Consider the following 22,084-nt stretch of genomic DNA (forward strand, 5'->3'; position numbering starts at 1 on the left):
TTGCCTGTGGGGGGACCAGACCGGGGCAATCACACCGCCGCGCGGAGCCGGGCGCCAGCGAATCGGGCGAATATCGTCGAGATCGTTAACTGGAGTCCGACACGATTCGTCAAGTGGGCATCGGCGTGTCAGGCGCGAATCAGGGCTTTGGCGGCGCCTCCCTCCAGCGTGGCGTCCGCCTCGGCCTGGACGGCGTCCAGGTCGTCGGCGATCTCGGCGCCCGCGACCGCGTCGGGCAGCGCGTCCTCCATGAGCCGCAGCGGCCTGAACCACAGCCCCAGCGCGCCCCAGAGCACCAGCAGCGCTCCGCAGACGGCCAGCAGCAGCGCGACGCCGCGCCCGGGTCCCACGCCGACGACGTCGCCGACGAGCGTGTCCGCGAGCGCGCCGCCGGGGACGAGCAGCGGGCCGAAGACGTCGTCGGCCAGCGCCGGCGCGGTGAGGAAAGCCAGCGGCGTCATCGACACGGCGAGCATCTGGTTGGTGGCCAGCACCCGCCCCTGCAGTTCCAGGCCGACCTTGAGCTGGATGATGGACAGCCAGTGCGCGTTCAGCACGCTGAGGAACGCCCACGACATCAGCCCGCCGAAGGCGGCCAGCGGGAGCGAGGGCCGCAGGCCGACGAGCAGCACCCCGGCGCCGAACCCGATCACGAAGCCGACCATGCCGACCGCGCGCCGCTCGGTGCCGCCCCAGAACACCATGACCAGCGAGCCGAGCACCGCGCCCACCCCCTGCATGGCGGTGACCACCCCCACGCCCGCGACGCCGCCGAACGGCAGTACGGCGGGCACGGTGACGGCCTGGGCGAGCATGCCGAGGTAGTTCTCCACGACGAAGAACCCGATCATGATCATGAGTGCGCGCCGCCGTACGAGGAAGCGCCACCCGCCGGCGATGGCCTGCCAGAAGGACTCCTCCAGCCGGCGGAACAGCCTGTCGGGGAAGCGCACCAGCAGCAGTGTGCCGAGCCCGGCGAGGAAGGTGACGACGTTCACCGCCACCACGCCGTGCAGCCCGACCGTGGTGACGAGCGCGGCGCCGCCCAGCGGGCCGGCGAGCATGCCGAGCCCGGTGCCGAGGTTGGCCAGGGCGTTGGCCTGCATGAGGTACGGCTTGGGCACCAGTTGCGCCACGGCCGCCAGGTAGGCGGGCCGGTGGAACGCCGTCACCAGCGACAGCACGCCCGCGATGGTCCCGACCTGCCAGATCTCCAGCCGGCCCAGCCAGAGCAGGAGCACCAGGGCCGCGGTGGCCACGGCGGAGACCGCGTCGCACGTCAGCATGACCAGTCGCCGGTCCACCCGGTCGGCGATCGCGCCGCCCAGTGGCGCCGCGAGCAGCGAGGGCAGCAGCGCGAGCATGGTGACGAGGGCGTAGTCGAACACCCGGCCGTTCTCCTGGTAGGCCCACACGCCCAGGGCGAACGAGGTCAGCGCGGCGCCGAGCAGCGACATGGTCTGCCCGGCCGCGACCGTGTAGAAGCGGCGCAGGTCCCGCCGGGCGCTCTGCCCGGCCACCTCGACCCGCTCCACCGCGTCGGGCAGGTCGCCGCCGGCCCAGCGGTCCAGCCGCTCGTCGATCAGCCGCGCCAGCGTCTCCGCCTGGTGTTTCAGGAAGTAGTGCCCGGCCCGGGGGATCGTGGCGAGGTCGACCCGTTCGGCGAAGGCCCCCCATTCCAGGTAACGCTCCCGGTAGAGCTCGGTCGACCGGTCACGCTCCCCGATGACGCACAGCAGCGGCGCCGCGAGCCTGCGCTCCTCGTACGCCGTGGAGCCGAGGTGGCGGCTGAACCACGCCTGCGCCTCCTCGACGTCGTGCCGCAGGGCGCGCAGCATGATCCCGGTGTCGCCGAAGTCGTCGTCCACGGCGCCCAGCGTGCGCAGGAAGTCGCGCTGGGCGCGGTCGGACGACCAGCGGTGGGCGGGGAATCGCCGGTTCCACCAGTCCGACAGCCGTCCGGGCAGCCGGGCGTCGGGGAAGCTGCCGCCGACGACGACACCGGCGAGCGGCGTCCCCGCGCTCTCCAGCCGCAGCGCCAGCTCCACCGTCGCGGCCGAGCCGACGCAGTGCCCGTACAGCGCGATCGGGCCGCTCGTCCCGGCCAGTTCCGCCGTGATGCGGTCGGCCAGCTCGGCGATCGGCAGCGCGTCCTCGTCCGGCCGCGCCGAGTCGTGCCCGGGCAGTTCGACGGCGAGCACCGCCGTGCCGGGCGACAGGCGGGCCAGCTCGGCGGCGAGCGGCCGGAAGGCGGCGGCGGAACCGCCCCCGTACGGCAGGCAGACGAGGGTGCGGCTCGCCGTGCGCGGGCCCGCCAGGTGGTGCAGCAGCCCGGCGGGGGCCTGCGCGCCGCCGTCGAGGTGGGCGGCGAGCTCGCGCACCGTCGGCCGGGTGAACAGGTCGATCACCCGCAGCGCCGGGTCGATCTCCCTGACCGCCCGCACCGCGCGGAAGGAGTCGCCGCCGAGCTCGAAGAAGTCGTCGTCGACGCCGATCTCGGTGACCCCCAGGACGCCGGCCCACACGGCGGCGATCCGCAGCTCGGCCGGGGTGCTCGGCGCCTGCCTCGCGGCGGCGGGCGCCGCGTCGGGGACGGGCAGGCGGGCCCGGTCGATCTTGCCGATCGGGGTGAGCGGCAGCTCGTCGAGGACGGCGATCGCCGATGGGACCATATAGCCGGGTAACCGCTCGCGCAGCCCGGCCCTGACCACGGCGAGGTCCACGGTGGCGGGCGCGACCCAGGCGGCCAGCCGCCGTGAGTGTCCCTCGCCGACCGGCAGCACGGCGGCCTCCATGACGCCGGGCTGTTCCTGCAGAGCGGCCTTTACCTCGCCCAGCTCCACCCGGAAGCCCTTGATCTTGACCTGGTCGTCGACCCGGCCGAGGAACTCCACGAGTCCTTCGGCGTTGAGCCTGACCCGGTCGCCGGTGCGGTAGCAGCGCCGGGTCCCCGTCACGGGATCGGGGACGAAACGCTGCTCCGTGAGGTCGGGCCGGTTCACGTAGCCGCGGGCGACGCTCGGGCCTCCCACCCACAGCTCGCCCGGCACCCCGGCGGGCAGCGGGCGTCCCGCGGGGTCCACGATGTAGCAGTCCACGCCGGGCAGCGGGCGGCCGAGCGGCACCGAGCCCGCCCCCGTGGGCGTGCGCGGCGCCCGGCCGCCGAGCACCGAGACCGTCGTCTCCGTCGGCCCGCAGTGGATCTGCAGCTCCAGGTCGGGGCGGGCCGCGCGGACGCGCTCCGCGAGCTCCCACGACGTGGCCTCACCGGCGAGGATCAGCAGCCGGCGCGGCAGCATCCGGCTCAGGTCGCCGTGGGCGGCCAGCAGCTCCAGATGACTCGGCACCATCTTGATCACGTCGACGGGGTGGGTGGCGAGATAGGCGGCGTACGCCTCGGGGTCCGTGGAGGTGTCCTGGTCCACGAGATGGACCGCCGCGCCCCGGAACAGCGCGCCGTACAGGCAGGTCAGCCCAAGGTCGGCGGCGGTGGTGGAGACCACGCCGTACGACTCGTACACGTCCGGCACCAGCTCGGCCAGGCCGTGCAGGTAGTGCAGGGCCGACCTGTGCTCGATCCCCGCGCCCTTGGGCCGCCCAGTGGAGCCGGACGTGAAGATCACATGGACGAGGTGGCCGGGGGAGACGCCGGCGTCCGGCGGATCCTCGGGCCCCGCGGCCAGGAGCTCGGGCAGGACCAGCGCGCCGGGGAGCCTGCCCGCGTGCTCGGGATCGGCGAGCACGACCCGCGCGCCGGCCGTCTCCACCATGAGGCGGAGCCGGTCGTCGGGATAGGAGGGCTCCATCGGCAGGTACGCCCCGCCCGCGCGCAGCACGCCGAGGAGCGCAGGGACCAGCCCGCGGTGCCGCTCGACGAGGACGCCGACCGGCTCGTCCGGCCGCACCCCCGCCGCGATCAGGTGGCAGGCGAGGCGGTCGGCCAGCCGGTCCACCTCGCCGTAGGTGAGCGAGCCCGAGGCGTCGGTCACCGCTGTCGCCTCCGGCGTGCGCCGCGCGTGGTCGCCGACAAAGGCGTGCAGCGGCCGGGTCAGGTCCATCTGCATCCGCGTGCCGGAGACCGACGGCCCGGTCACCGGCTCCAGCGGCACGGCCGCCACGGGCGCGCCGAGGTCGGCGAGCATGCCCTCCAGCAGGGTCGTGTACCAGCCGGCGATCCGGCGGGCGGTCGCCTCGTCGAACAGGTCGACGCGGTAGACGAGCTCTCCCTCGTACGTCTCGCCCGCGTTGTCCAGGGACAGGTTGAGGTCGTACTTGGTGGTGCTCAGGGGGAACGCCACCTGCTCGGCGGTCAGGCCGGGGAAGGGCGGCGTCTGGGCGCCGTCCTCCAGCACGTTGAGCAGCACCTGGAAGACGGGGGTGGTGGCGAGGCTGCGCTCGGGGTGCAGGTGCTCCACGATCCGGTCGAATGGCACGTCGCGGTGGGTGAGCGCGTCCAGCACGGCGGCCTTCGTCCTGGACAGCAGCTCCAGGCCGGTCGGCTCGCCTGACCTGTCCCCCCGCAGGACGAGCGTGTTGACGAAGCAGCCCAGCATCCGCGCGGTGCCGGGGTGGAGCCGTCCCGCCTCCGGCACGCCGACCGGCACGTCGTCGGTGCCGCAGACCCGCCCGAGCAGCTCCTGCCAGGCGGCCAGCAGCACCATGAACGGCGTGCAGCCGGTGCCCGCGGCGGCCTCGCGCACCCGCGCGGTCAGCGCGGGCGCGAGCCGGACGGGGATGGTGGCGCCCGTCCAGTCGGCGACCGTGGGACGCGGCCGGTCCACCGGAAGGTCCAGGACCGGTTCGAGGCCGGCCAGCCGCTCGGTCCACCAGGTGAGGTCGCCCCCCGGCTGCCCGGCGAGCCAGGCCGCGTAGTCGGCGTACTGCACCGCCGGCGGCTCGGGCGGATCGGCGAGCCCGAGCCGCGCCGCGTACAGGGCGGCGAGCTCGGCCAGCGCGAGGTTCCGCGACCAGGCGTCGAACGCGATGTGGTGCACGGTCAGCGCCAGCACGTGCTCCTGCGCGCCCAGCCGGAGCAGCAGGACGCGGGCGGGCGGCTCGGCGTCGAGCGCGAACGGGCGGGCGAGCTCCTCCCGCAGCCGCGCGTCGAGCGAGCCGCCGTCGCCGAGGTCCTCCACCGTGACAGGGACCTGCCCGGCGTCGACGGGAACCGCGCCGTCGTCGGTGAACAGGCTGCGCAGCACCTCGTGCCGCCCGGCGAGATCACGTACGGCGCCCAGCAGCGCCGGGACGTCCAGCGTGCCGCGCAGCCGTACGGCGGTCGGCACGTTGTAGGCGGCCACGTCGTCGAGCTGGGCGAGGAACCACAGCCGGGCCTGCGCGGGCGACAGGGGAGCGGGGCCGCCGTCCCCGGCCCTGAGGGGGATCTCGGGGACGGCGCGGGCGGCGGCGCGGCGGGCGGCCGCCAGCCGGTCGGCGAGAGCGCTCCTGCGGGTGTCACTGACGGTCACTGCGTCTCCTCCATCTCCGCCAGCAGCAGGGACTCCAGCCCGGCGGCGTAACCGGCCAGGGTCCGCCGTTCGAACAGCAGGCGCACCGGCACGGTCAGCCCAAGGGCGTCGCTCAGCCGGGCGGCCACGAGGGCGGCGGTGGCGGAGTGGCCGCCGAGGGCGAAGAAGTCGTCGTGCGCGCCCGGCTCCGGGCCGTTCAGCACGGCGCTCCACACCTCCGACACCAGCAGCTCGGCCTCGGTGCTCGGCGGCACCCGCGACGCCAGCCCGCCGGGGTCGGGCAGGGCCGTGCGGTCCACCTTGCCGGACGCGGTGAGAGGCAGGGCGTCCAGGAGCACCCACCTGCGGGGCACCATGTAGTCGGGCAGCAGCGAGCTCAGCCGCCCCTCCAGCTCGCGGGTGTCGGTGTCCGGCGGCGCGGCGAGGTAGCCGACGAGGTGGTCGCCGTCGCGCACGGCGACGGCCGCGTCCGCGACGCTCTGGCGGAGCGCGGTCTCGATCTCGCCGAGCTCGATCCGGTGGCCGCGCACCTTCACCTGCCCGTCGCGCCGCCCGAGGAAGTCGAGCGTGCCGTCGGGCCGCCAGCGGGCCAGGTCGCCGGTGCGGTAGCGGCGTGTGCCCGGTGGTCCGTGCGGGTCGTCGGTGAAGGCGGCCTCGGTCTGCTCCGGCCTGCCGCGATAGCCGCGGCCCACGCCGGCGCCGCCGATCCACAGCTCGCCGGTCACCCCGGCGGGCAGCACGCGCCCCGCCCGGTCGAGGACGTACGCGCTCTCCCCGGCCAGCGGCAGGCCGATGGACACCCGTTCGCCGACCGGCGCGGTCACCCGGATCATGGTGGAGTAGATCGTGGTCTCCGTGGGCCCGTAGGCGTTCCACAGATCGACCCCCCGGGCCAGCAGTTCCGCGGCGAGCGCCGGGTCGAGCTCCTCGCCGATGCTGATCACCCGTACGTCGCCGCCGCGTGCCGCGGGGTCGTCCCGCCAGCCGGAGGCGGTGAGCATGCGCAGCGTGGTCGGCGTCGCGGTCATCAGGGTGACCCCCGACTCCTCGACGCGCCGCGCCACGGCCCGCCCGTCGAGCGCGTCGTCGCGGCCGAGCAGCTCAAGCCGCATCCCCAGGCACAGGCTCACCCACACGTCGAAGCCGAACACGTCGAACGAGAACGGCGTGAGGCCGAGCATCACGTCGCCGGACCCGGCCCCCGGGGTGACCGTCATCGAGGCGACGAACGCCGCGAGGTTGGCGTGGGTGATCTCCACGCCCTTCGGCCTGCCGGTGGAGCCCGAGGTGTAGAGGACATAGGCGAGGTCGCCGGGGTCCACCTCCGTGCCGTCCGGCGCTGTGCCGTCCAGTCCTGTGCCGTCCAGGCTGCCGTCCAGTCCTGTGCCGTCCGCGACCGTGCCGTCTGGCAGAGCGTCCGGCACGGGCGGCTCGGCCAGGTCGATGACGGCGCGGCCCAGACGCCGGGCGACCGCCAGCCCCTCGCCCGCCGCGACGATCACCTTGGCGCCGCAGTCGTCCACCTGGTCGCGGAGCCGCGGGAGCGGGTGGACGGGATCGAGCGGGACGTAGGCGGCGCCGGCGAGCAGCACTCCGAGCAGCGCGGCGGGCAGCCGGCGGTCGCGCGGCAGGCACACCCCCACGCAGCAGCCGGCGGATCCCGCCCCCAGGGCCGCGGCCACCCGTCGCGCCAGGCCGGCCAGCTCGCCGTAGGTGAGGACGCCCTCTCCGTCGGCGACGGCCGGGGCGTGCGGGCGTCGTGCCGCCTGCGCGAGCACGGCCTCGACGACCGTGCGCGGCGCGTCCGCGGGCAGCGGCACGCCGGTCCCGGCGGCCAGCAGCGCGGCCCGTTCCTCCGCGCCGGTCACCTCGAACGCCGACAGCGGCAGGTCCGGGTGCGCCAGAGCGTCGTCCAGCAGGCGGGTCAGCCGGTCGGTCAGGGTCTCCGCCGCGCCCCGGTCCAGGTGCTCCAGGTCGTACTCGACCTGCAGCTCGGGCCCGGACGCCGTGGCGTTGACGTAGACCATCAGCGGGACCTGCACGCTGCCCGCGTCCAGCTCGCCGATCAGGTCCACGCCGACGTCACCCCGGTCCAGGGACAGGGGCACCTGGGGCGGCTGCATCGAGAGCGTCACGGGGGTCGGCACCCAGCCGGGCGGGCGCTCCATGCCGGCCGCCTCGGTGAGCTCCTGCTCGGTCAGCCCTCTGTGGTCCATCGCGCGGACGGTCGCGGCCCCGGCCTGCCGTACGCCCTCGCGCAGCGTCAGGTCGTCGTCCAGGCGCAGCCGCACCGGGAGCACGTCGACGAGCACGCCGACGACGTCGTCGAGGCCGGCGGCGGCGCGGTCGGCGACGGCGGCGCCGAGCACCACGTCCCGCCGGTCGGTCAGGCCCGCCACCAGCATGCCGAGCACGGTCAGGTAGACCGCGAATGGCGTGGCGCCGCAGCCGGCCGCGAGCTCGCCGACCCGTTCGGCCGTCGCCGGGTCGAGGCGGCGCACCAGCCGCTCGCCGCGCAGGCGGCTCGGCCGGTCGTCCCCCCTGGGCAGCAGCTCGTACGGCGGGACCGCCCCGGCGAGCTCGCCGGCCCAGAAGGCCCGCAGCGCCTCGGTGTCCCGTGTGGTCTCCCGCTCGCGCAGCGCGACGTCGCCGATCTGCAGCGGCGGCTCGGGCAGGTGGATCTCGCCGCCGTTGGCGAGCCCGTCCAGGAGTTCGCGCATGACGATCCCCAGCGACGCGCCGTCGAAAGCGGTGTGGTCGGTGAGCAGGACCAGTTCCGCGCTGTCCGGCCCCGACCACAGCAGAGTGGCCCGGAGCAGCGGCGAGTCGCCGGACAGGTCGAAGTCGTGGGCGACCGCGGCCCGCCGCAGCTCGTCGGCCTCCGCGGCGCCGGCCGGCCGGTGCTCCTCGAACGGCACCGGCGCCGGGGGCAGGACCTCGACGGTGTCGCCGTCCACGACGACGGAGCGAAGGCCCTCGTGCCGCCGGACGATCGTGTCGAGAGCGGCCCGCAGCGGCTCCGCCGAGGTGAGGCCGCGCAACCCGAGCCGGAAGGCGATCACGGTGGCGTGCGGATTCCGGCTCACCTCGCGCAGCAGCAGCTTGCCGCGCTGCCCGGCGGACACCGGATAGCGGGTCAGGCCGGTGTGGCGGACCAGTGGCGCCGCGGCGACCGTGGCGGCGGACGCCGCGGCCTCGCCCACGTAGGCGGCCAGCTCGGCGACCGTGGGCCTGGCCAGGAAGGCCGTCAGCGCGACGCGGACGCCCAGCGCCTCCTCGATCCCGGCGCAGATCCTCGCCGCGGCCAGAGAGTGCCCGCCGAGGTCGAGGAAGTGGTCGTGGACGCCGGCCCGGTCGACGCCGAGCGTCTCGGCGGTGATGGCGGCGATGCGCCGTTCCACCTCGTCGCGCGGCGCGACGTGACCCCGCGGGGCGAAGGAGACCTCGGGCAGTCTGGAGCGGTCCACTTTTCCGGTAGGACCGATCGGGATGGCGTCGATCAGCACGATCCTTGCGGGGATCATGTGGTCGGGCAGCCAGTCGCGCAGCCAGGACCGCAGCCCGCCCTCGTCGAGGCCGGGCCCGGCCGGCTGGACGTAGGCGACTAGCCTGCGGGTGCCCTCCTCGTCGGCCGGGGCGAGCACGACGGCCTGCCGGACCAGCGGGTGGCGTTCCAGCCGGCCCCGCACCTCGCCGAGCTCGACGCGGAAGCCCGCGACCTTCACCTGGTCGTCGATGCGCCCCTCGTAGAAGTAGACGCCGCCCTCCCTGCGGACCAGGTCGCCGGTGCGGTAGTGGCGCACGCCCGCGTGGTCGGTCACGAATCGCTCCGAGGTCAGGTCGGGGCGGTTCAGGTAGCCACGGCCGACCAGCGGCCCCGCCACCCACAGCTCGCCGAGCTCGCCGTCGCCCAGCGCCTCGCCGTCCGAGGCCCGCACCGACAGCTCCGACCAGGCGTACGGAGTGCCGATGGGCGGCTCGCCCGGCTCGTCCCTGGCGATCTCGTGCGCGCAGCAGTGCACGGTGCACTCGGTCGGGCCGTACAGGTTCACCATGCGCCGCACGCCGGGGTTGGCGAAGACGCGGTCGGCCAGCGCCCGGCTCACCGGCTCACCGCTGGACAGCACCGTGCGGACGTTCGGCGGCAGCGGCTCCCGCAGCAGCGCGGTCAGCGCCGAGGCCGCGGCGCTGATCATCGTGACCTCGTCCCTGGCGGGCAGGGTGTGCAGGGCGAGAGGGTTGTCCGCCATGATCACCGTGCCGCCCAGCAGCAGCGGCAGGTAGAGCTGCGGTACGGACGGGTCGAAGCAGACCGAGGTCGAGGCGAGGAACCCGGTCAGCTCCGCCGCGGTGAAGTACTCGGCGTCCCAGCGCAGCAGCGTCATCACGTTGCGGTGCTCGATCGCGACGCCCTTGGGGCGGCCGGTCGATCCGGAGGTGTACATGACGTAGGCGAGATCGTCGGGGGCGCTCGGCAGGCCAGGGTCGGAGTCGGGGCGCTCGCCGACGTCGCCGAGCAGGACGAGCTCGCCTCGCGGCAGCCGCGCGGCAGGTTCCGGGGAGGTCACCGTGTGCGACACCCCGGCGTCCTCGATCATGAACTGCAGCCGGTCGGCCGGGTAGGCCGGATCCAGCGGCACGTAGGCGGCGCCCGTCTTCCAGACGCCGAGTAACGCGGCGATCAGGTCGTGGTCGCGGTGGAGGCAGACGCCGACCGTCGAGCCACGTCCCACACCGCGGGCGGCGAGTTCGTGGGCGATTCGGTTGGCTTGGGCGTTGAGAGCGGCGTAGGTGATGCGGGTCGTGCCGGAGACGACGGCAGTGCGGTCCGGAGTGCGGCGTGCCTGTCGTTCGAAGGCGTTGTGCGCCGGTTCGAACGATGCCAGGTTGTCGGCCACCTGTGGGCTCCTTTGTTGTAAGGAAAGGTGGGTGGATTCCATCGAAGGCATCGTCACAACAGCCGCTGGAACTGGTTAGCCAGAATAATCTTCCGTGATGCGAATGATGTCCTGATGAAGCCGCTTTGTGATGATCCGGGGTATGAGGTGCGGAGTATAAGGCGGAGGGTCGTAGCCTCCCCCGGCGGGGCGGGGGAGGCCACGGTCGCGGGAATCTACGCCCAGGGCTGGGAGACGACCCAGCTCACGTCGGCGCTCCACGCGGTGGCGTTGTCGAAGACGTTCGAGCCGCCGTTGCTCGCGATGTAGACCGTGTTGTTGTAGTGGCGCAGGAACCTGGCCGGGAAGTTGTACGAGGCGAAGGACGTGCCCTGGCCGCTCCTGCCGGCCTGCGGGCAGAACGTGGCGTCCGCCGCGAAAAGCGCGCTGCCGTCGTCGCGCTGCCGGTAGAGCTGGTAGTAGCGGTGGCGCAGGTAGTCGCCGGGGTAGTTCTTCGACTCGAACGACACGCACGAGCCGCTCGCCAGGCCGCGGCGCACGATCCAGGTGGCGTCGTTCTTGTCGAGGGACGGGCTGGACGAGGTGATCACCGACGTGAGGGCCTGGTCGTCGTAGTGCCGGACGTAGCGGTCGGTGTAGCCGGACGTCGTCGCGCGCAGCGAGATCGCCGAGCCCGGGGTGAGCGTGCCGTTCTGCACGCCCCCGCCGGTCCACGTGGCGTAGCCGGCGGCGGTGATGTTGGCCTGCACGGCGTTCTCCGTGGCGTCGGACGGGAAGCCGTAGGTCATCACGCCCTCGTAGAAGGTGCCCCTGGCGCTGATGCTGTTGTCGCCGCCGATGCCGAGGATGATGGCGCCTTCCTTCTTCATCGGGTTGTAGCCCGCGACGTTGGGCCGCGGCCCGTTGTAGAAGGTGCCCAGACCGCCGGACTGGGCGTTGCCGCCCCGGATGGCGAAGTGGTTCGGCTCGCCCTTGACGATCGCGGTCAGGAAGCGGTGGCTGATGGACGGGTTGCCCGCGTTGTACTTCTGGTTCACCCCGGAGAACAGGCCGTTCTCCAGGTCGGCCATGATCCAGGGGCCGTTGCCCGCGCCGTAGCCCCAGGCCTTGCTGTCGCCGAAGTAGATGGCCTCCATGGTGCCGTTGCCGTTGTTGCGGCTGTTGGTCTCGGCGTTGCCGTAGTCGAAGCAGCAGCCGCCGTTGTAGTGGGTGCCGTCGAAGACGGCGTACATGCCCTGCGGTTGGTCGCCCTTGGCGACGCCGTTGGTGGCGTTGTTGCGGTAGCCGGTGCCGGGAGCCACGTACACGCCGTAGGCCTTGTGCCCGCCGACCGTGATCGGCGCCGCGGTCGCGGACGCGAGGTTGTCGTAGCCGCCCGGCGCAGGTCCGGAGAAGTCGCCGGGAGGCGCCTGGGTGAGCCGGTTGCCCCGGCCTGACTGGTCGTAGATGACGGTGATCAGGCAGGTGGCGTTCCCGCAGAACGCGTCCTGCGCCGCCGAGTCGGCGACCCCGCCCGCGCTCAGCACGCCGATGTCGCGGGTGGCGCCGTCGGAGAGACGGCGCACCTGGTAGAGCGGGCCGCCGTAGTTGCCGTACAGGGCGCGGGTCGTGCTGTGCGCCGCCACGCACGGCGTGCCGCCCGCGGCGTAGATGTCGCACGGGCCCTGCCCGGCGGCCCGCGACGGCGTGGCGACGCCGGCCAGCAGGCCGGCGGCGAGCGTGATCGCAGCGGCCGCGGACAGCAGCGTCCTGACCAGGGCGGCGCGAGGGCGCGCGCCCTTCGAGAGGAGGGACATCGGTCTCCAAGAGTCCAAGAGGGGTTCGGGGTGGATCAGTAGACGTAGGGCCAGCCCGCGTCGTCCCAGCCGAGCTTGTTGATGCCGAGTCGCGATGACCCGTCGTCGGCGTACCAGTGGTAGAAGAGGACGTCTCCGTCGCTGTCGGCGAGCACCGCCTGGTGGCCGGGGCCGTGGACGCCTCCGTGACCGGCCAGGACCTGCGTGCCGCCGCCGGACGTCATCGCCGTTCCGTTCCTGTCGACGTACGGGCCGGTGACCGAGGTCGAGCGGCCCACCATGATGCGGTAGGTGCTGGACGCGCCCCTGCAGCACAGGTCGAAGGAGACGAACTGGTAGTAGTAGCCGCCGTGCCGGTAGATGAACGGCGCCTCGATCGCGCCGCCGTTGCGACCCGAGATGCTGCGGATCGTGGTGTCCAGCCGCTTGCCGGTGGCCGGGTCGAGCTGGATCATCTTGATCCCCGACCAGAACGAGCCGAAGTCGAGCCACCAGCGGCCCTGGTCGTCGACGACCAGGTTGGGGTCGATGGCGTTCCAGTTGTCGGAGGTGTTCGACTCGATGACCAGGCCCTGGTTGGTCCATGATCCGGACGCCCCGGTCGTGCTGGTGGCCAGGAAGATGCCCGAGTGGTTGGAGCCGAACGTCGAGGCCGAGTAGTACATGTAGTACTTGCCGTTGACGTAGGTGATGTCCGGCGCCCACAGCTCGTTGCCGCCGTTGGTGTACCCGTGCGTCCAGGAGGCCCCGCCGGGGAAGGCCGCGCCCGCGTTGCGCCAGGTGGTCCGGTCGCTGGAGGTCTTGAGCTGGATGCCGTTGCCGGTGTAGGCGAGCAGGTAGGTCCCGTCCGGCCTCTTGGTCACCTCCGGGTCGTGCGCGCCGACGTCGCCGTTGACCACGCCCGGGTTGGGGTAGGAGGGGGTGCCGGACCCGCCGAGCTTGACCAGCCGCCACTGCTGGTTGGCGCCGCCCAGGTCGGTGTACTGAGAGACGCGGCCGCCGTCGGCGGTGGACCATTCCCAGATCTCGAGGGCCTTGCCGCTGTTGCGGTTGATCAGCTTGATATGGCCGTTGTCGGTGTCCACGACGCGGAACTGCTGGTTGGCGGCGTTCTTGTCGGTGTACTGGATGACCGTGGCGCCGTCGGCGGTGGAGCGGCCGGAGATGTCGACGACCTTGCCGCTGTGACGGGACTTGAGACGGTAGTAGCCGCCGCCGGAGTCGATGAACTGCCACTGCTGCCAGGCGCCGTCGTTGCGGGTCCACTGGACGAGCGGGGCGCCGTCGTTGGTGGCGAGGTCGTAGACGTCCAGGACCTTGCCGCTGTGCCGGTTGACCAGCACGTACGACGCGCTCGTGTCGATCGCCGCCGCGTTCGCGAGGCCGGGGGCGACGATGCCGAGGCCCAGAGCCAGCAGCAGCGCGGTCATCGCGGCGACGGCGGCGCGTACGGGTGAGAGGAGGGTCATGAGGGGGTGCCTCCTGCGATTGTGAGCGTTAACATCTCCCGGGGCGCGGAGGCGTGGATCTCACAATCGAGATCGGGGGGTTGGTGCGCTCAGTGTTTGCTCCTGACCGGGGTGCGTCAAGACCGTCGCGCGGGGCCTGGCGGGATCGCGCGAGTTGCCTGGAGGCCGGGGCGGTCCGGAGTACGCGAAGGTGAAAATTTCAGCATACGGACGGCAAAAGACGGCGAATCTACGTCGTAAAGGAAGCCGATTTGTATGGTGTGTGAGTGACCGGTGAGACCGATCTCCGCACCCTGCTCGCCACCATGCGGCCGGAGCTGAACCCGGGCCGCTACGTGTTCACCACCGTCGGCCGCGACCTCCCGCCGGGCGTCCGGCCGGTCGTCACCGTCGCTGAGGAGGAGGGCCTCACCGCGGTCCTGCCGCAGCTAGAGGCCGACGCCGCGGGGCTGGCCTACGACTACGTGGCGGGCTGGATCACGCTGCGCGTCCACTCGGCGCTCGACGCCGTGGGACTGACCGCCGCCGTCGCGCAGGCGCTCGCCGCGGCGGGCCTGAGCTGCAACGTCGTCGCCGGCTTCCACCACGACCACCTCTTCGTCCCGTACGACCGCGCCGGCGAGGCGGTCGAGGTGCTGGAGAGCCTCGCCCGGCACGGCGGGAACGGGTAGCGGCTTCCCGGATGCCGTACGTGGCACCTCAGGGCTGTGGTAGCGTTCGTAACGTTGCAGTTGTGGTACCCATGAAACTTGTGTGCGCCTGACGGGATGTGACCTTCAGGCGCATTTTGTTTTCCCGGCCATCTCCGGAGGGGCCTCATTCGGCGACGTGGAATCCGCGCGGTGCGGATTCCGGTTCGGCCCCTGTCAAAGGAGATTCGACATGGCTCTCGGAACTGTGAAGTGGTTCAACTCGGAAAAGGGCTTCGGCTTCATCGAGCAGGACGGCGGCGGCCCCGACGTCTTCGCCCACTACTCGAACATCGCCGCCCAGGGCTACCGTGAGCTGCAGGAGGGTCAGAAGGTGTCGTTCGACATCACGCAGGGCCAGAAGGGCCCGCAGGCCGAGAACATCGTTCCCGCCTGACCCACACCGGCATCACGATTCGGGGCCCGCGCTAGGCAGCGCGGGCCCCGACCCGTTTTCACGGGCAGGCGCTCTCGCGTGCCGCGAGCGCCGCCGCCCGTGTGGACGGGCCGGCCTCCGGTGGCGGACGGGGATCCAGGCCCTGGCCGCGAGGGGAGAGCGCCGGCGCGCGGACGCCCGCCGCCGGCATGCCGGCGGAGCGGTGCCCGCGTGACGCGCTTCCCCTAGGGGACATCTGTGCTCAGAGCTTGTGCAGCTTCTTGTACGGGGTCGTGATTCTTTCCTGCTGGGATCGGAAGTCGACGATCACGGCGACTCCGTCCTCGACGTCCACGACCACGCCGAGACCGTAGCGATCATGCGTGACCTGGTCGTTCACGCTGAACTGCTCGACAGGCGGAGCGGGAGGCGGGGGCTTGAAGGGACTGGTGGGCAGGTGACGGCGGGACGCGCCGCTGGCTGGCTTCATCTTCTCAAGTATGTGCTCCCCGCCGAACTACTCACAACCGACCCACGCTCTTCCGGCGATGTTCGGCGCGCCGCGCCCGCCGGGACGCGCTCGGCCGCCGCGGCGGCGGGCGCCGTACGGCGGCGACTTCCGGGCACCAGCAGCGACACGGCGACGGTGACCGCCAGGGTCACGGCCAGCGCCAGGAAGGCGGTGGTGAAGCCCGACTCGTACGGCAGGCCGTCGGGGCGCGGGTGGCCCGTGACGACGGAGCTGATCACGGCGGTGCCGATGGAGCCGCCGATGGTGCGGATGTTGGTGTTCATCCCCCCGGCGACGGCGGTCTGCCTGGCCGGCACGCTCTGCACGATCAGGTTGGTCATCGCCGCGTAGGCCAGGCCCAGGCCGAGCCCGAACACGGCGGTCGCGACGGCGAGCTGCCAGGGCCGGTCGTGCCACAGGGCGACGCCGGCGATGGACAGCGCCCCGAGCACGCACCCCCACACGAGCTGGGTCTTGACCCCGGCGACGCGGGAGATCGGGCCGCTCACCGCGCCGGCGACGGCCATCGTGACGAGCATGGGCAGCATCAGCAGCCCGGCCTCGGTCACGCTCGACCCGAAGCCGTAGCCCGTCACGGCCACCGGCATCTGCATGAACTGCGGCAGGAACGCGTACGAGGCGAACATGCCGGCGCCGAACAGCAGCGCGACCAGGTTGGTCGTCCACACGGCCGGCAGGCGCATCATGCGCATGTCGATCAGCGGGTCGCGCGACCGCAGTTCGACCGCGATCCATGCGGCGAACAGCACGGCGGCGATGGCGAGCGGCACGACGACGGCGGGCGAGCCCCAGCCCCACGCGGACGCCTCGGTGAGCGGGACCAGCAGCGCCACCAGCCATCCGGACAGCAGCGCCGCGGCCGGCCAGTTGACCCGGCCGGGCGTGCGCACCGGCGACCGGGGGACGGTGCGGTAGGCCAGGAACGCGGTGGCGACGACGACGATCGCCGGTGTCCAGAACAGCCAGCGCCAGCCCAGCGCGTCGACGATCGGGCCCGCGAGCACGATTCCGACGCCGCCGCCGGCCGCGATGACGGCGGACAGGATGCCGACCATCGAGGGCACCCGGGCGGCGGGGAACTCGTCGCGCACGATGCCGAACGACACGGGGAACACTGCGCCGCCGAGGCCCTGGATGACCCGGCCGGCGATGAGCACGCCCACGTTGGGGGCGAGGGCGGCGACCACGCAGCCGAGGACGATGGCGGCCAGCGAGACGAGCAGCGTGCGGTCCTTGCCGATCATGTCGGCGATGCGGCCCAGCAGCGGCGTGGCGACGGACGCGGACAGCAGCCAGGCGGTGAGCACCCAGGTCACCGTGGTCTGGCTGGTGTGCAGGTCATGCTGGATGGTGGACAGCACAGGGCTGGCCAGGGATTGCAGCAGGGAGAACGAGGCCGTGGCGGCTGCCAGCGCGAGGAAGATCAGCCGTTGCGGCGAGGTGGTGCGTGACATCGAGATCCTTCGACAGGAGGAACCGGCGCGACGAGGCGCGCCGGTGACGCCGCCCCGGCGAAGGGGGCGGCGCACGACGAAAAGACGATCAGGGGGGCGTTGAAAGGAAGACGCGAACGCGAATGCCCGCCTGCTAAAGTCGAGGCGTGCCTCCACATTAGCGGAGGTGTGCCTCCGGTTCAACTTCGAGAGGAGACCGGTGAAGGACAAGGCGGCCGAAGGCCCCCGGACGAGGGTGCGCCGCCCCCAGCGCGCGGACGCGCGGCGCAACTTCGACGCGCTGCTCGCCGCGGCCCGGGAGGCGTTCGCCGAGCACGGGACGGAGGCGTCGCTGGAGGACATCGCCCGGCGCGCCGGTGTCGGCATCGGCACGCTCTACCGCAACTTCCCGACGCGGCAGGACCTTTTCGACAGCGTCTACCTCGACGAGATCGACGAGCTGTGCCAGGCCGCGGGGCAGGTCGCGGACCTGCCGCCGTGGGAGGCGCTGGCCGCCTGGCTGCGCCGGTTCGTGGCCTACGCGGCCACCAAGCGGGCCATCTACGAGGCGCTCAACCGCGACTCGGACATGATGCGGTCGAGCCGGGCCGCCATGTACGAGGCGGGGGAGCCGCTGTTCGTCCGGGCGAGGGAGGCCGGGGAGATCCGCGGCGACGCGACCTTCGACGACGTCCTGCGGATGATCTCCGGCATCACCGGGGCCGGGTTCGTCGACGACGACCAGCGGGAGCGGGTGCTGCGCATGGCTCTCGACGGCGTGCGCTCCCGGCCGGCCTGATCCCGGCGCGAACAGGAACGCCGGGCGGGCCCGACGGCCCCGCCCGGCTGTCACCGGACGTCGTCCGTCATGGTGAAGCGGTGCCCTGCCGCCCGGGCCCTGGCTAGAGTTTGCACCTCATCTTGTAGCGGAGGGCGGAGGGTTCGCGATTGGCCGGCCAGAGTCGGGGACGTCCCGGGTGGATGCACGTCGGGCCCCTGGAGGAGCGGCTGACGCGTGGCTGGAGTCCGGACACATTCCCCGACGCAGAGTTGCTTCTCGCCGTGATGACGCTGGCCGCGGTGCCTCACGCCCTCGCGGTCCGCTTGGCGGCTCATCTCGCTGGGGGCATCTACTTGGGCTATGGCTCGGTGCCGGACTTGCCCGGGTTTGAGTCCTTGCGGAGCGTGCGACTGCCCGTCCAGGACGCCTCCTGGGATCTGACTCCGGCGGTCTACGATCCCAACACCCGCCGCATCGGCATCGGTACCGCCCCGTCGACGAGCGTCAGCGTGTGCGGCCATGAGTTGGGTCATGCCTGCGATCACATGGACGGATGCCCCTCACGCGAGGAGTTCTGGCAGCACCTGCAGGTCAGCTACCGAGACCGCCTGATGCGGCCCTACCGGGAAGATGCCGGCGAGTTATTCGCTGAGGCCTTCGCATGCACGCTCATCAGGAAGGTCACCCGCCTGATCCGGCTTTTCGGCGGGGACGAGGCGTCGGCCGAACGCGCCTACCACTGGCTGTCGGGTCGCTACGGGATCGGATGACGACTGACAGCGCTCAGGGTATGGCGCGTAATGGTGGGTGGACAAGCATTGTGGTTATGCTGGCCGAGCGGCCATGGTCTCGGCTGTTGAACGGAGAGGCGCGGCGATGAGCGTGATAATGCTGCCTGGTGGGGTGCTCCGTGTGCCGACCGCGACCACCCTGCCCGACGGCACCAAAGTCGACGGCACCCGTGAGGTTCGCCCGGACGATCCGGAATACCCGCACTGGCTCCCCTACGCTCAGCGGGAAGCCGAGCTGTGGCAGGGGGACGAGGCTGAGCAGGACCAGCGCATCCTGGAACGCTGGCGGCGCCGCGAAAGCGCCTGAACCAGTTGGGCCGATGGTGCGGCTTTGAGTGCTTGCCGAACCGCCGGCTTCATGCGCCCGCCCGAACGCGTCGTCCAACCTCGCCCTGCTCGCCCCGGCTGATGGCTGCCTGCGGCCCTCGCACGCGCGGATGTCTGGTGGGGAGCCTTCGGCACGCCGCCGTTGCTCTCGTCGTCGAAGATCCAGTCTGACAGCTCGCCGAACCGATTCGCCGAATCGATTCGACGGCACGATGAGCGGATGCCGCGAGGCGGTCAGGGGCCGGAAACCTTCCCGGCATGTCGTGGACACCTCGCCCGGCGCGCCGCCTCCGCGCGCGTCGCGGTGGCGTCCCGGCAAATAGTGCAGCGGAGCCCATTGACGCAGGCGATGGACCGGGCCTATCTTCGGCGAACCGATTGGCGAATCGGTTCGACTCTGAAAACGGGCGCGTAACGCTGTCAGTGGAGGTCACGTCAATGAGACCAGGGTCAATCGGCCGGCGTACGGCCGGTCTGGGTGTGGTGGTCCTCGCCATCGCGGGCGGCCTCACCGCGTGCGGGTCGTCCGGCGGCGACGACGGCGCCCCGGCGGGAGCGGGAGAGGGCCAGGCCTCGGGGGGCGGGACGTACACGATCTGGGATCCGTATCCGCAGTTCGACAAGAGCTCCGACTGGGTGCGGCTGCTCGACACGTGCGGCTCGCAGGCGGGGGTGACCGTCGAGCGGGCGGGTTACGACACCACCGACCTGACGAACAAGGCGTTGCTGGCGGCGCAGCAGGGCAACTCGCCGGACGTGCTGATCGTGGACAACCCGGTGGTCTCGACGCTGGCGGAGGCGGGGGTGCTGACGACGACCGAGGAGTCGAAGCTCGACGTCTCGGCGCTGTCGCCGAACCTGCTCGCGGCCGGTCAGGCCGGGGGGAAGACGTACGGGGTTCCGATCGGGGCGAACACTCTGGCTCTCTACTACAACAAGGAGGTGCTGGAGAAGGCGGGGGTGGACGCGGCCGGTGTCACGGACTGGGCGTCGTTGACCGCGGCGCTGGAGAAGGTGAAGGCGGCCGGCAAGAAGGGCATCACGTTCTCCGCCATCGGCACCGAGGAGGGCAGCTTCCAGTTCCTGCCGTGGTTCTGGGGCTCTGGCGCGAACCTCATGAAGCTGGACTCGGCCGAGGGCGTCTCGGCGGTGGCTCTGTGGGCGGATTGGCTGAAGAAGGGGCTCGCGCCCAATTCGGTCATCAACAACACGCAGACGACGAGCTGGCAGGAGTTCGCCACCGGCGACTTCGCGTTCGCGGAGAACGGCACCTGGCAGCTCGCCAACGCCAAGAAGACCGGTTTCGACTACGGCATCATCCCGATTCCCGGTAAGGGCGGGGGCACCGCGCCCGCTCCCACCGGGGGCGAGTTCGTCAGCATCCCGGTGCAGCAGGACGTCGCCCGTTACGCCGTTGCGCAGCAGCTCGTGAGCTGTCTGACCAGCACGGACAATTCGCTGACGACCACGACGACGCTGTCGTACATCGCGCCGACGGAGGAGGTGCAGGTCAAGCAGGTCGAGCAGAACGCGGAGCTGAAGGTGTGGGTGGAGGCGGTCAAGGCCGCCAAGGGCCGCACCAGTGACAATCTCGGCACGAAGTATCCGAAGATCTCCGAGCCGATGTGGAAGGCCGTGCAGGCGGCGCTGAGCGGGTCGCAGTCTCCGCAGGAGGCGATGACGGCCGCCCAGAGCGCGGCGGCGAGCGCGACCCGGTAATGAGCGCGGGCCGAGCGACGCGGACGCCGGTGCGCCCCGCCCGCGCCTCCGTTCCCACCCGGGGGCGGGAGCTCCGGGCGGCGCGCATCCGGTCGGGGCAGTGGGCGGCGTGGGCGTTCCTCGCGCCGGTGATGGTCTATCTGCTGGCGTTCTACGTCTATCCGTTGTATCGCAACGTCGATCTGAGCCTGCGCGACTACACGGTGCGGTCGTTCGTGCGGGGGGACGCGCCGTTCACGGGGCCGGCCAACTACGGGAAGGTGTTCGCGGACGCGACGTTCGGGCCCGCGCTGTGGCACACGGTGGTGTTCACGGTGGTGTCGCTGGTCTTCCAGTTCACGATCGGGCTGGCGCTGGCGGTGTTCTTCAGCCGCAACTTCCGCCTGTCGGCGACGTTGCGGGCGCTGTTCCTGGTGCCGTGGCTGTTGCCGTTGATCGTGTCGTCGTCGACGTGGTCGTGGATGCTCAACAGCGAGTCTGGTGTGGTCAACGCGGTGCTGACGGCGGTGGGGATCGGCCCGGTGAACTGGCTGACCTCTCCCGACTGGTCGTTGTGGTCGGTGACCATCGCCAACATCTGGATCGGGATCCCGTTCAACCTGGTGGTGCTGTACAGCGGACTGCAGGCCATTCCCTCGCATGTGCATGAGGCGGCCGAACTGGACGGCGCGTCGGGGTGGCAGCGGTTCCGGCTGGTGACGTTCCCGTTGCTGCGGCCGGTGTCGGGGATCACGTTGCTGCTGGGGCTGGTCTACACGCTGAAGGTGTTCGACATCATCTGGATCATGACGAGGGGCGGGCCTAGCGACGCGTCCACGACGCTGGCGACCTGGTCGTACCGGCTGGGGTTCGGGAACCTGCTGCCGTCGTTCGGGCCGGGCGCGGCGGTGGGGAACCTGCTGATCGTGATCGCGCTGGTGTTCGGGCTGGTCTACATCCGGGCGCAGCGGCGGCTGGGGGCGGCATGAGGGCGGTGCGGGGCGGCTGGTGGCGGACCGGGCTGGGCGTGGTGTTCACCGCGCTCATGCTGTTCCCGGTCTACTGGATGGTCAACGTGTCGTTCACCCGGGACCAGGACATGCGCAAGTCGCCGCCGTACTGGTTTCCCGTGCGCGGGACGCTGGAGGGTTACCGGGCGGTGCTGGAGCAGCAGGGCCCGTACCTGGCGACGAGCCTCGTGGTGGGGCTGGGCACGGTGGCGTTGACGCTGGTGGTGGCGGCGCCCGCGGCGTACTCGCTGGCGCGGCTGCGGCCGCGTGGTGGCGGGGTGCTGAGCTTCGTGCTGCTGATCGCGCAGATGATCCCGGGGATCATCATGGCGATGGGGTTCTACGCCATCTATCTGAGCACGGGTGTGCTGAACACGGTGCCGGGGCTGATCGTGGCCGATTCCACGCTGGCGGTGCCGTTCGCGGTGCTGATCCTGGCCGCGTTCATGTCGGGCATCCCGGGGGAGTTGTTGCAGGCGGCGCGCGTGGACGGCGCGGGGGCGTTGCGGACGTTCTGGTCTGTGGTGTTGCCGGTGTCCCGCAACTCGGTCATCACGGTGTCGCTGTTCGCGTTCCTGTGGGCATGGTCGGACTTCGTGTTCGCCTCCACCCTGGACCAGGGTGGCGCCCATCAGCCGATCACGCTGGGCATCTACCACTACATCGGCAACAACAACCAGCAGTGGAACGCCATCATGGCCACCGCGGTGGTCGCCTCCATCCCGGCGACCGTGCTGCTCATCGTCGCCCAGCGCTACGTCGCCGCGGGCGTCACCGCCGGCGCCGTCAAGGACTGAGTCTTCCGAGAAGGGACCC

14 protein-coding genes are annotated in these 22,084 nt (G+C 71.9%); 8 read left to right on the forward strand and 6 right to left on the reverse strand.

Translation table 11 applies throughout. The features are described 5' to 3' along the window. Window positions 1-128: 128 nt before the first annotated feature. The 4 genes from HHX31_RS07850 to HHX31_RS07865 all read right to left on the reverse strand — a co-directional run bounded on the left by HHX31_RS07850 (window position 129) and on the right by HHX31_RS07865 (window position 13,631). The gene (locus tag HHX31_RS07850) at window positions 129-5,468 is read right to left on the reverse strand and encodes a non-ribosomal peptide synthetase/MFS transporter (protein ID WP_169946526.1); all 5,340 of its coding nucleotides are present in this window, start codon (window positions 5,466-5,468) and stop codon (window positions 129-131) included. Further along, on the reverse strand, window positions 5,465-10,366 hold the full coding sequence (locus HHX31_RS07855; protein WP_169946528.1) for a non-ribosomal peptide synthetase: 4,902 nt from the start codon (window positions 10,364-10,366) through the stop codon (window positions 5,465-5,467). Before HHX31_RS07855 ends, HHX31_RS07850 begins: the two co-directional genes overlap by 4 nt. Window positions 10,367-10,581: 215 nt before the next feature. After that, window positions 10,582-12,162 carry an alpha-L-arabinofuranosidase B gene (locus HHX31_RS07860; protein ID WP_169946530.1) on the reverse strand — a complete coding sequence of 527 codons (1,581 nt, stop codon included), beginning with the start codon at window positions 12,160-12,162 and terminating at the stop codon, window positions 10,582-10,584. Window positions 12,163-12,197: 35 nt separating this feature from the next. Beyond that, window positions 12,198-13,631, reverse strand: coding sequence for a family 43 glycosylhydrolase (locus HHX31_RS07865; RefSeq protein WP_169946532.1), 1,434 nt, complete (start codon window positions 13,629-13,631; stop codon window positions 12,198-12,200). A 266-nt stretch (window positions 13,632-13,897) separates the two neighbouring features. Between HHX31_RS07865 and HHX31_RS35565 the strand changes: the two genes are divergently transcribed. Next, window positions 13,898-14,302, forward strand: coding sequence for an ACT domain-containing protein (locus HHX31_RS35565; protein ID WP_169946534.1), 405 nt, complete (start codon window positions 13,898-13,900; stop codon window positions 14,300-14,302). Between the two features lie 211 nt (window positions 14,303-14,513). Further along, window positions 14,514-14,717 (forward strand): cold-shock protein, encoded by a 204-nt coding sequence (locus tag HHX31_RS07875; RefSeq protein WP_169946536.1) that lies wholly within the window; start codon window positions 14,514-14,516, stop codon window positions 14,715-14,717. Window positions 14,718-14,958: 241 nt separating this feature from the next. Here the strand turns inward: HHX31_RS07875 and HHX31_RS07880 are convergent, their stop codons facing one another. Beyond that, window positions 14,959-15,186 carry a hypothetical protein gene (locus HHX31_RS07880; RefSeq protein WP_169946538.1) on the reverse strand — a complete coding sequence of 76 codons (228 nt, stop codon included), beginning with the start codon at window positions 15,184-15,186 and terminating at the stop codon, window positions 14,959-14,961. Beyond that, window positions 15,183-16,682 (reverse strand): MFS transporter, encoded by a 1,500-nt coding sequence (locus tag HHX31_RS07885; protein WP_169946541.1) that lies wholly within the window; start codon window positions 16,680-16,682, stop codon window positions 15,183-15,185. Before HHX31_RS07885 ends, HHX31_RS07880 begins: the two co-directional genes overlap by 4 nt. Before the next feature lie 199 nt (window positions 16,683-16,881). Here HHX31_RS07885 and HHX31_RS07890 point away from each other — a divergent pair, with 199 nt between their 5' ends. The 6 genes from HHX31_RS07890 (at window position 16,882) to HHX31_RS07915 (ending at window position 22,065) form a co-directional block, all read left to right on the forward strand. Next, window positions 16,882-17,460, forward strand: coding sequence for a TetR/AcrR family transcriptional regulator (locus HHX31_RS07890; protein ID WP_169946543.1), 579 nt, complete (start codon window positions 16,882-16,884; stop codon window positions 17,458-17,460). 182 nt (window positions 17,461-17,642) lie between these two features. Further along, window positions 17,643-18,212 (forward strand): hypothetical protein, encoded by a 570-nt coding sequence (locus HHX31_RS07895; protein ID WP_169946544.1) that lies wholly within the window; start codon window positions 17,643-17,645, stop codon window positions 18,210-18,212. A gap of 106 nt (window positions 18,213-18,318) precedes the next feature. Beyond that, entirely contained in the window at window positions 18,319-18,540 is a 222-nt protein-coding gene (locus HHX31_RS07900) for a hypothetical protein (protein ID WP_169946546.1), read from the forward strand. Between the two features lie 458 nt (window positions 18,541-18,998). Then, a complete protein-coding gene (locus HHX31_RS07905; RefSeq protein WP_169946548.1) occupies window positions 18,999-20,279 on the forward strand; it encodes an extracellular solute-binding protein in 1,281 nt (426 codons plus the stop codon). Continuing rightward, complete coding sequence (locus HHX31_RS07910) at window positions 20,279-21,247, forward strand: carbohydrate ABC transporter permease (protein WP_169946550.1); 969 nt, start codon at window positions 20,279-20,281, stop codon at window positions 21,245-21,247. Before HHX31_RS07905 ends, HHX31_RS07910 begins: the two co-directional genes overlap by 1 nt. Continuing rightward, window positions 21,244-22,065 carry a carbohydrate ABC transporter permease gene (locus HHX31_RS07915; RefSeq protein ID WP_169946551.1) on the forward strand — a complete coding sequence of 274 codons (822 nt, stop codon included), beginning with the start codon at window positions 21,244-21,246 and terminating at the stop codon, window positions 22,063-22,065. The genes HHX31_RS07910 and HHX31_RS07915 overlap by 4 nt, the downstream gene beginning before the upstream one ends. Window positions 22,066-22,084 lie beyond the last annotated feature (19 nt).

It is taken from the genome of Microbispora sp. H11081 (genome assembly GCF_012999535.1).
In the GTDB taxonomy this organism is placed as follows: Bacteria; Actinomycetota; Actinomycetes; order Streptosporangiales; family Streptosporangiaceae; genus Microbispora.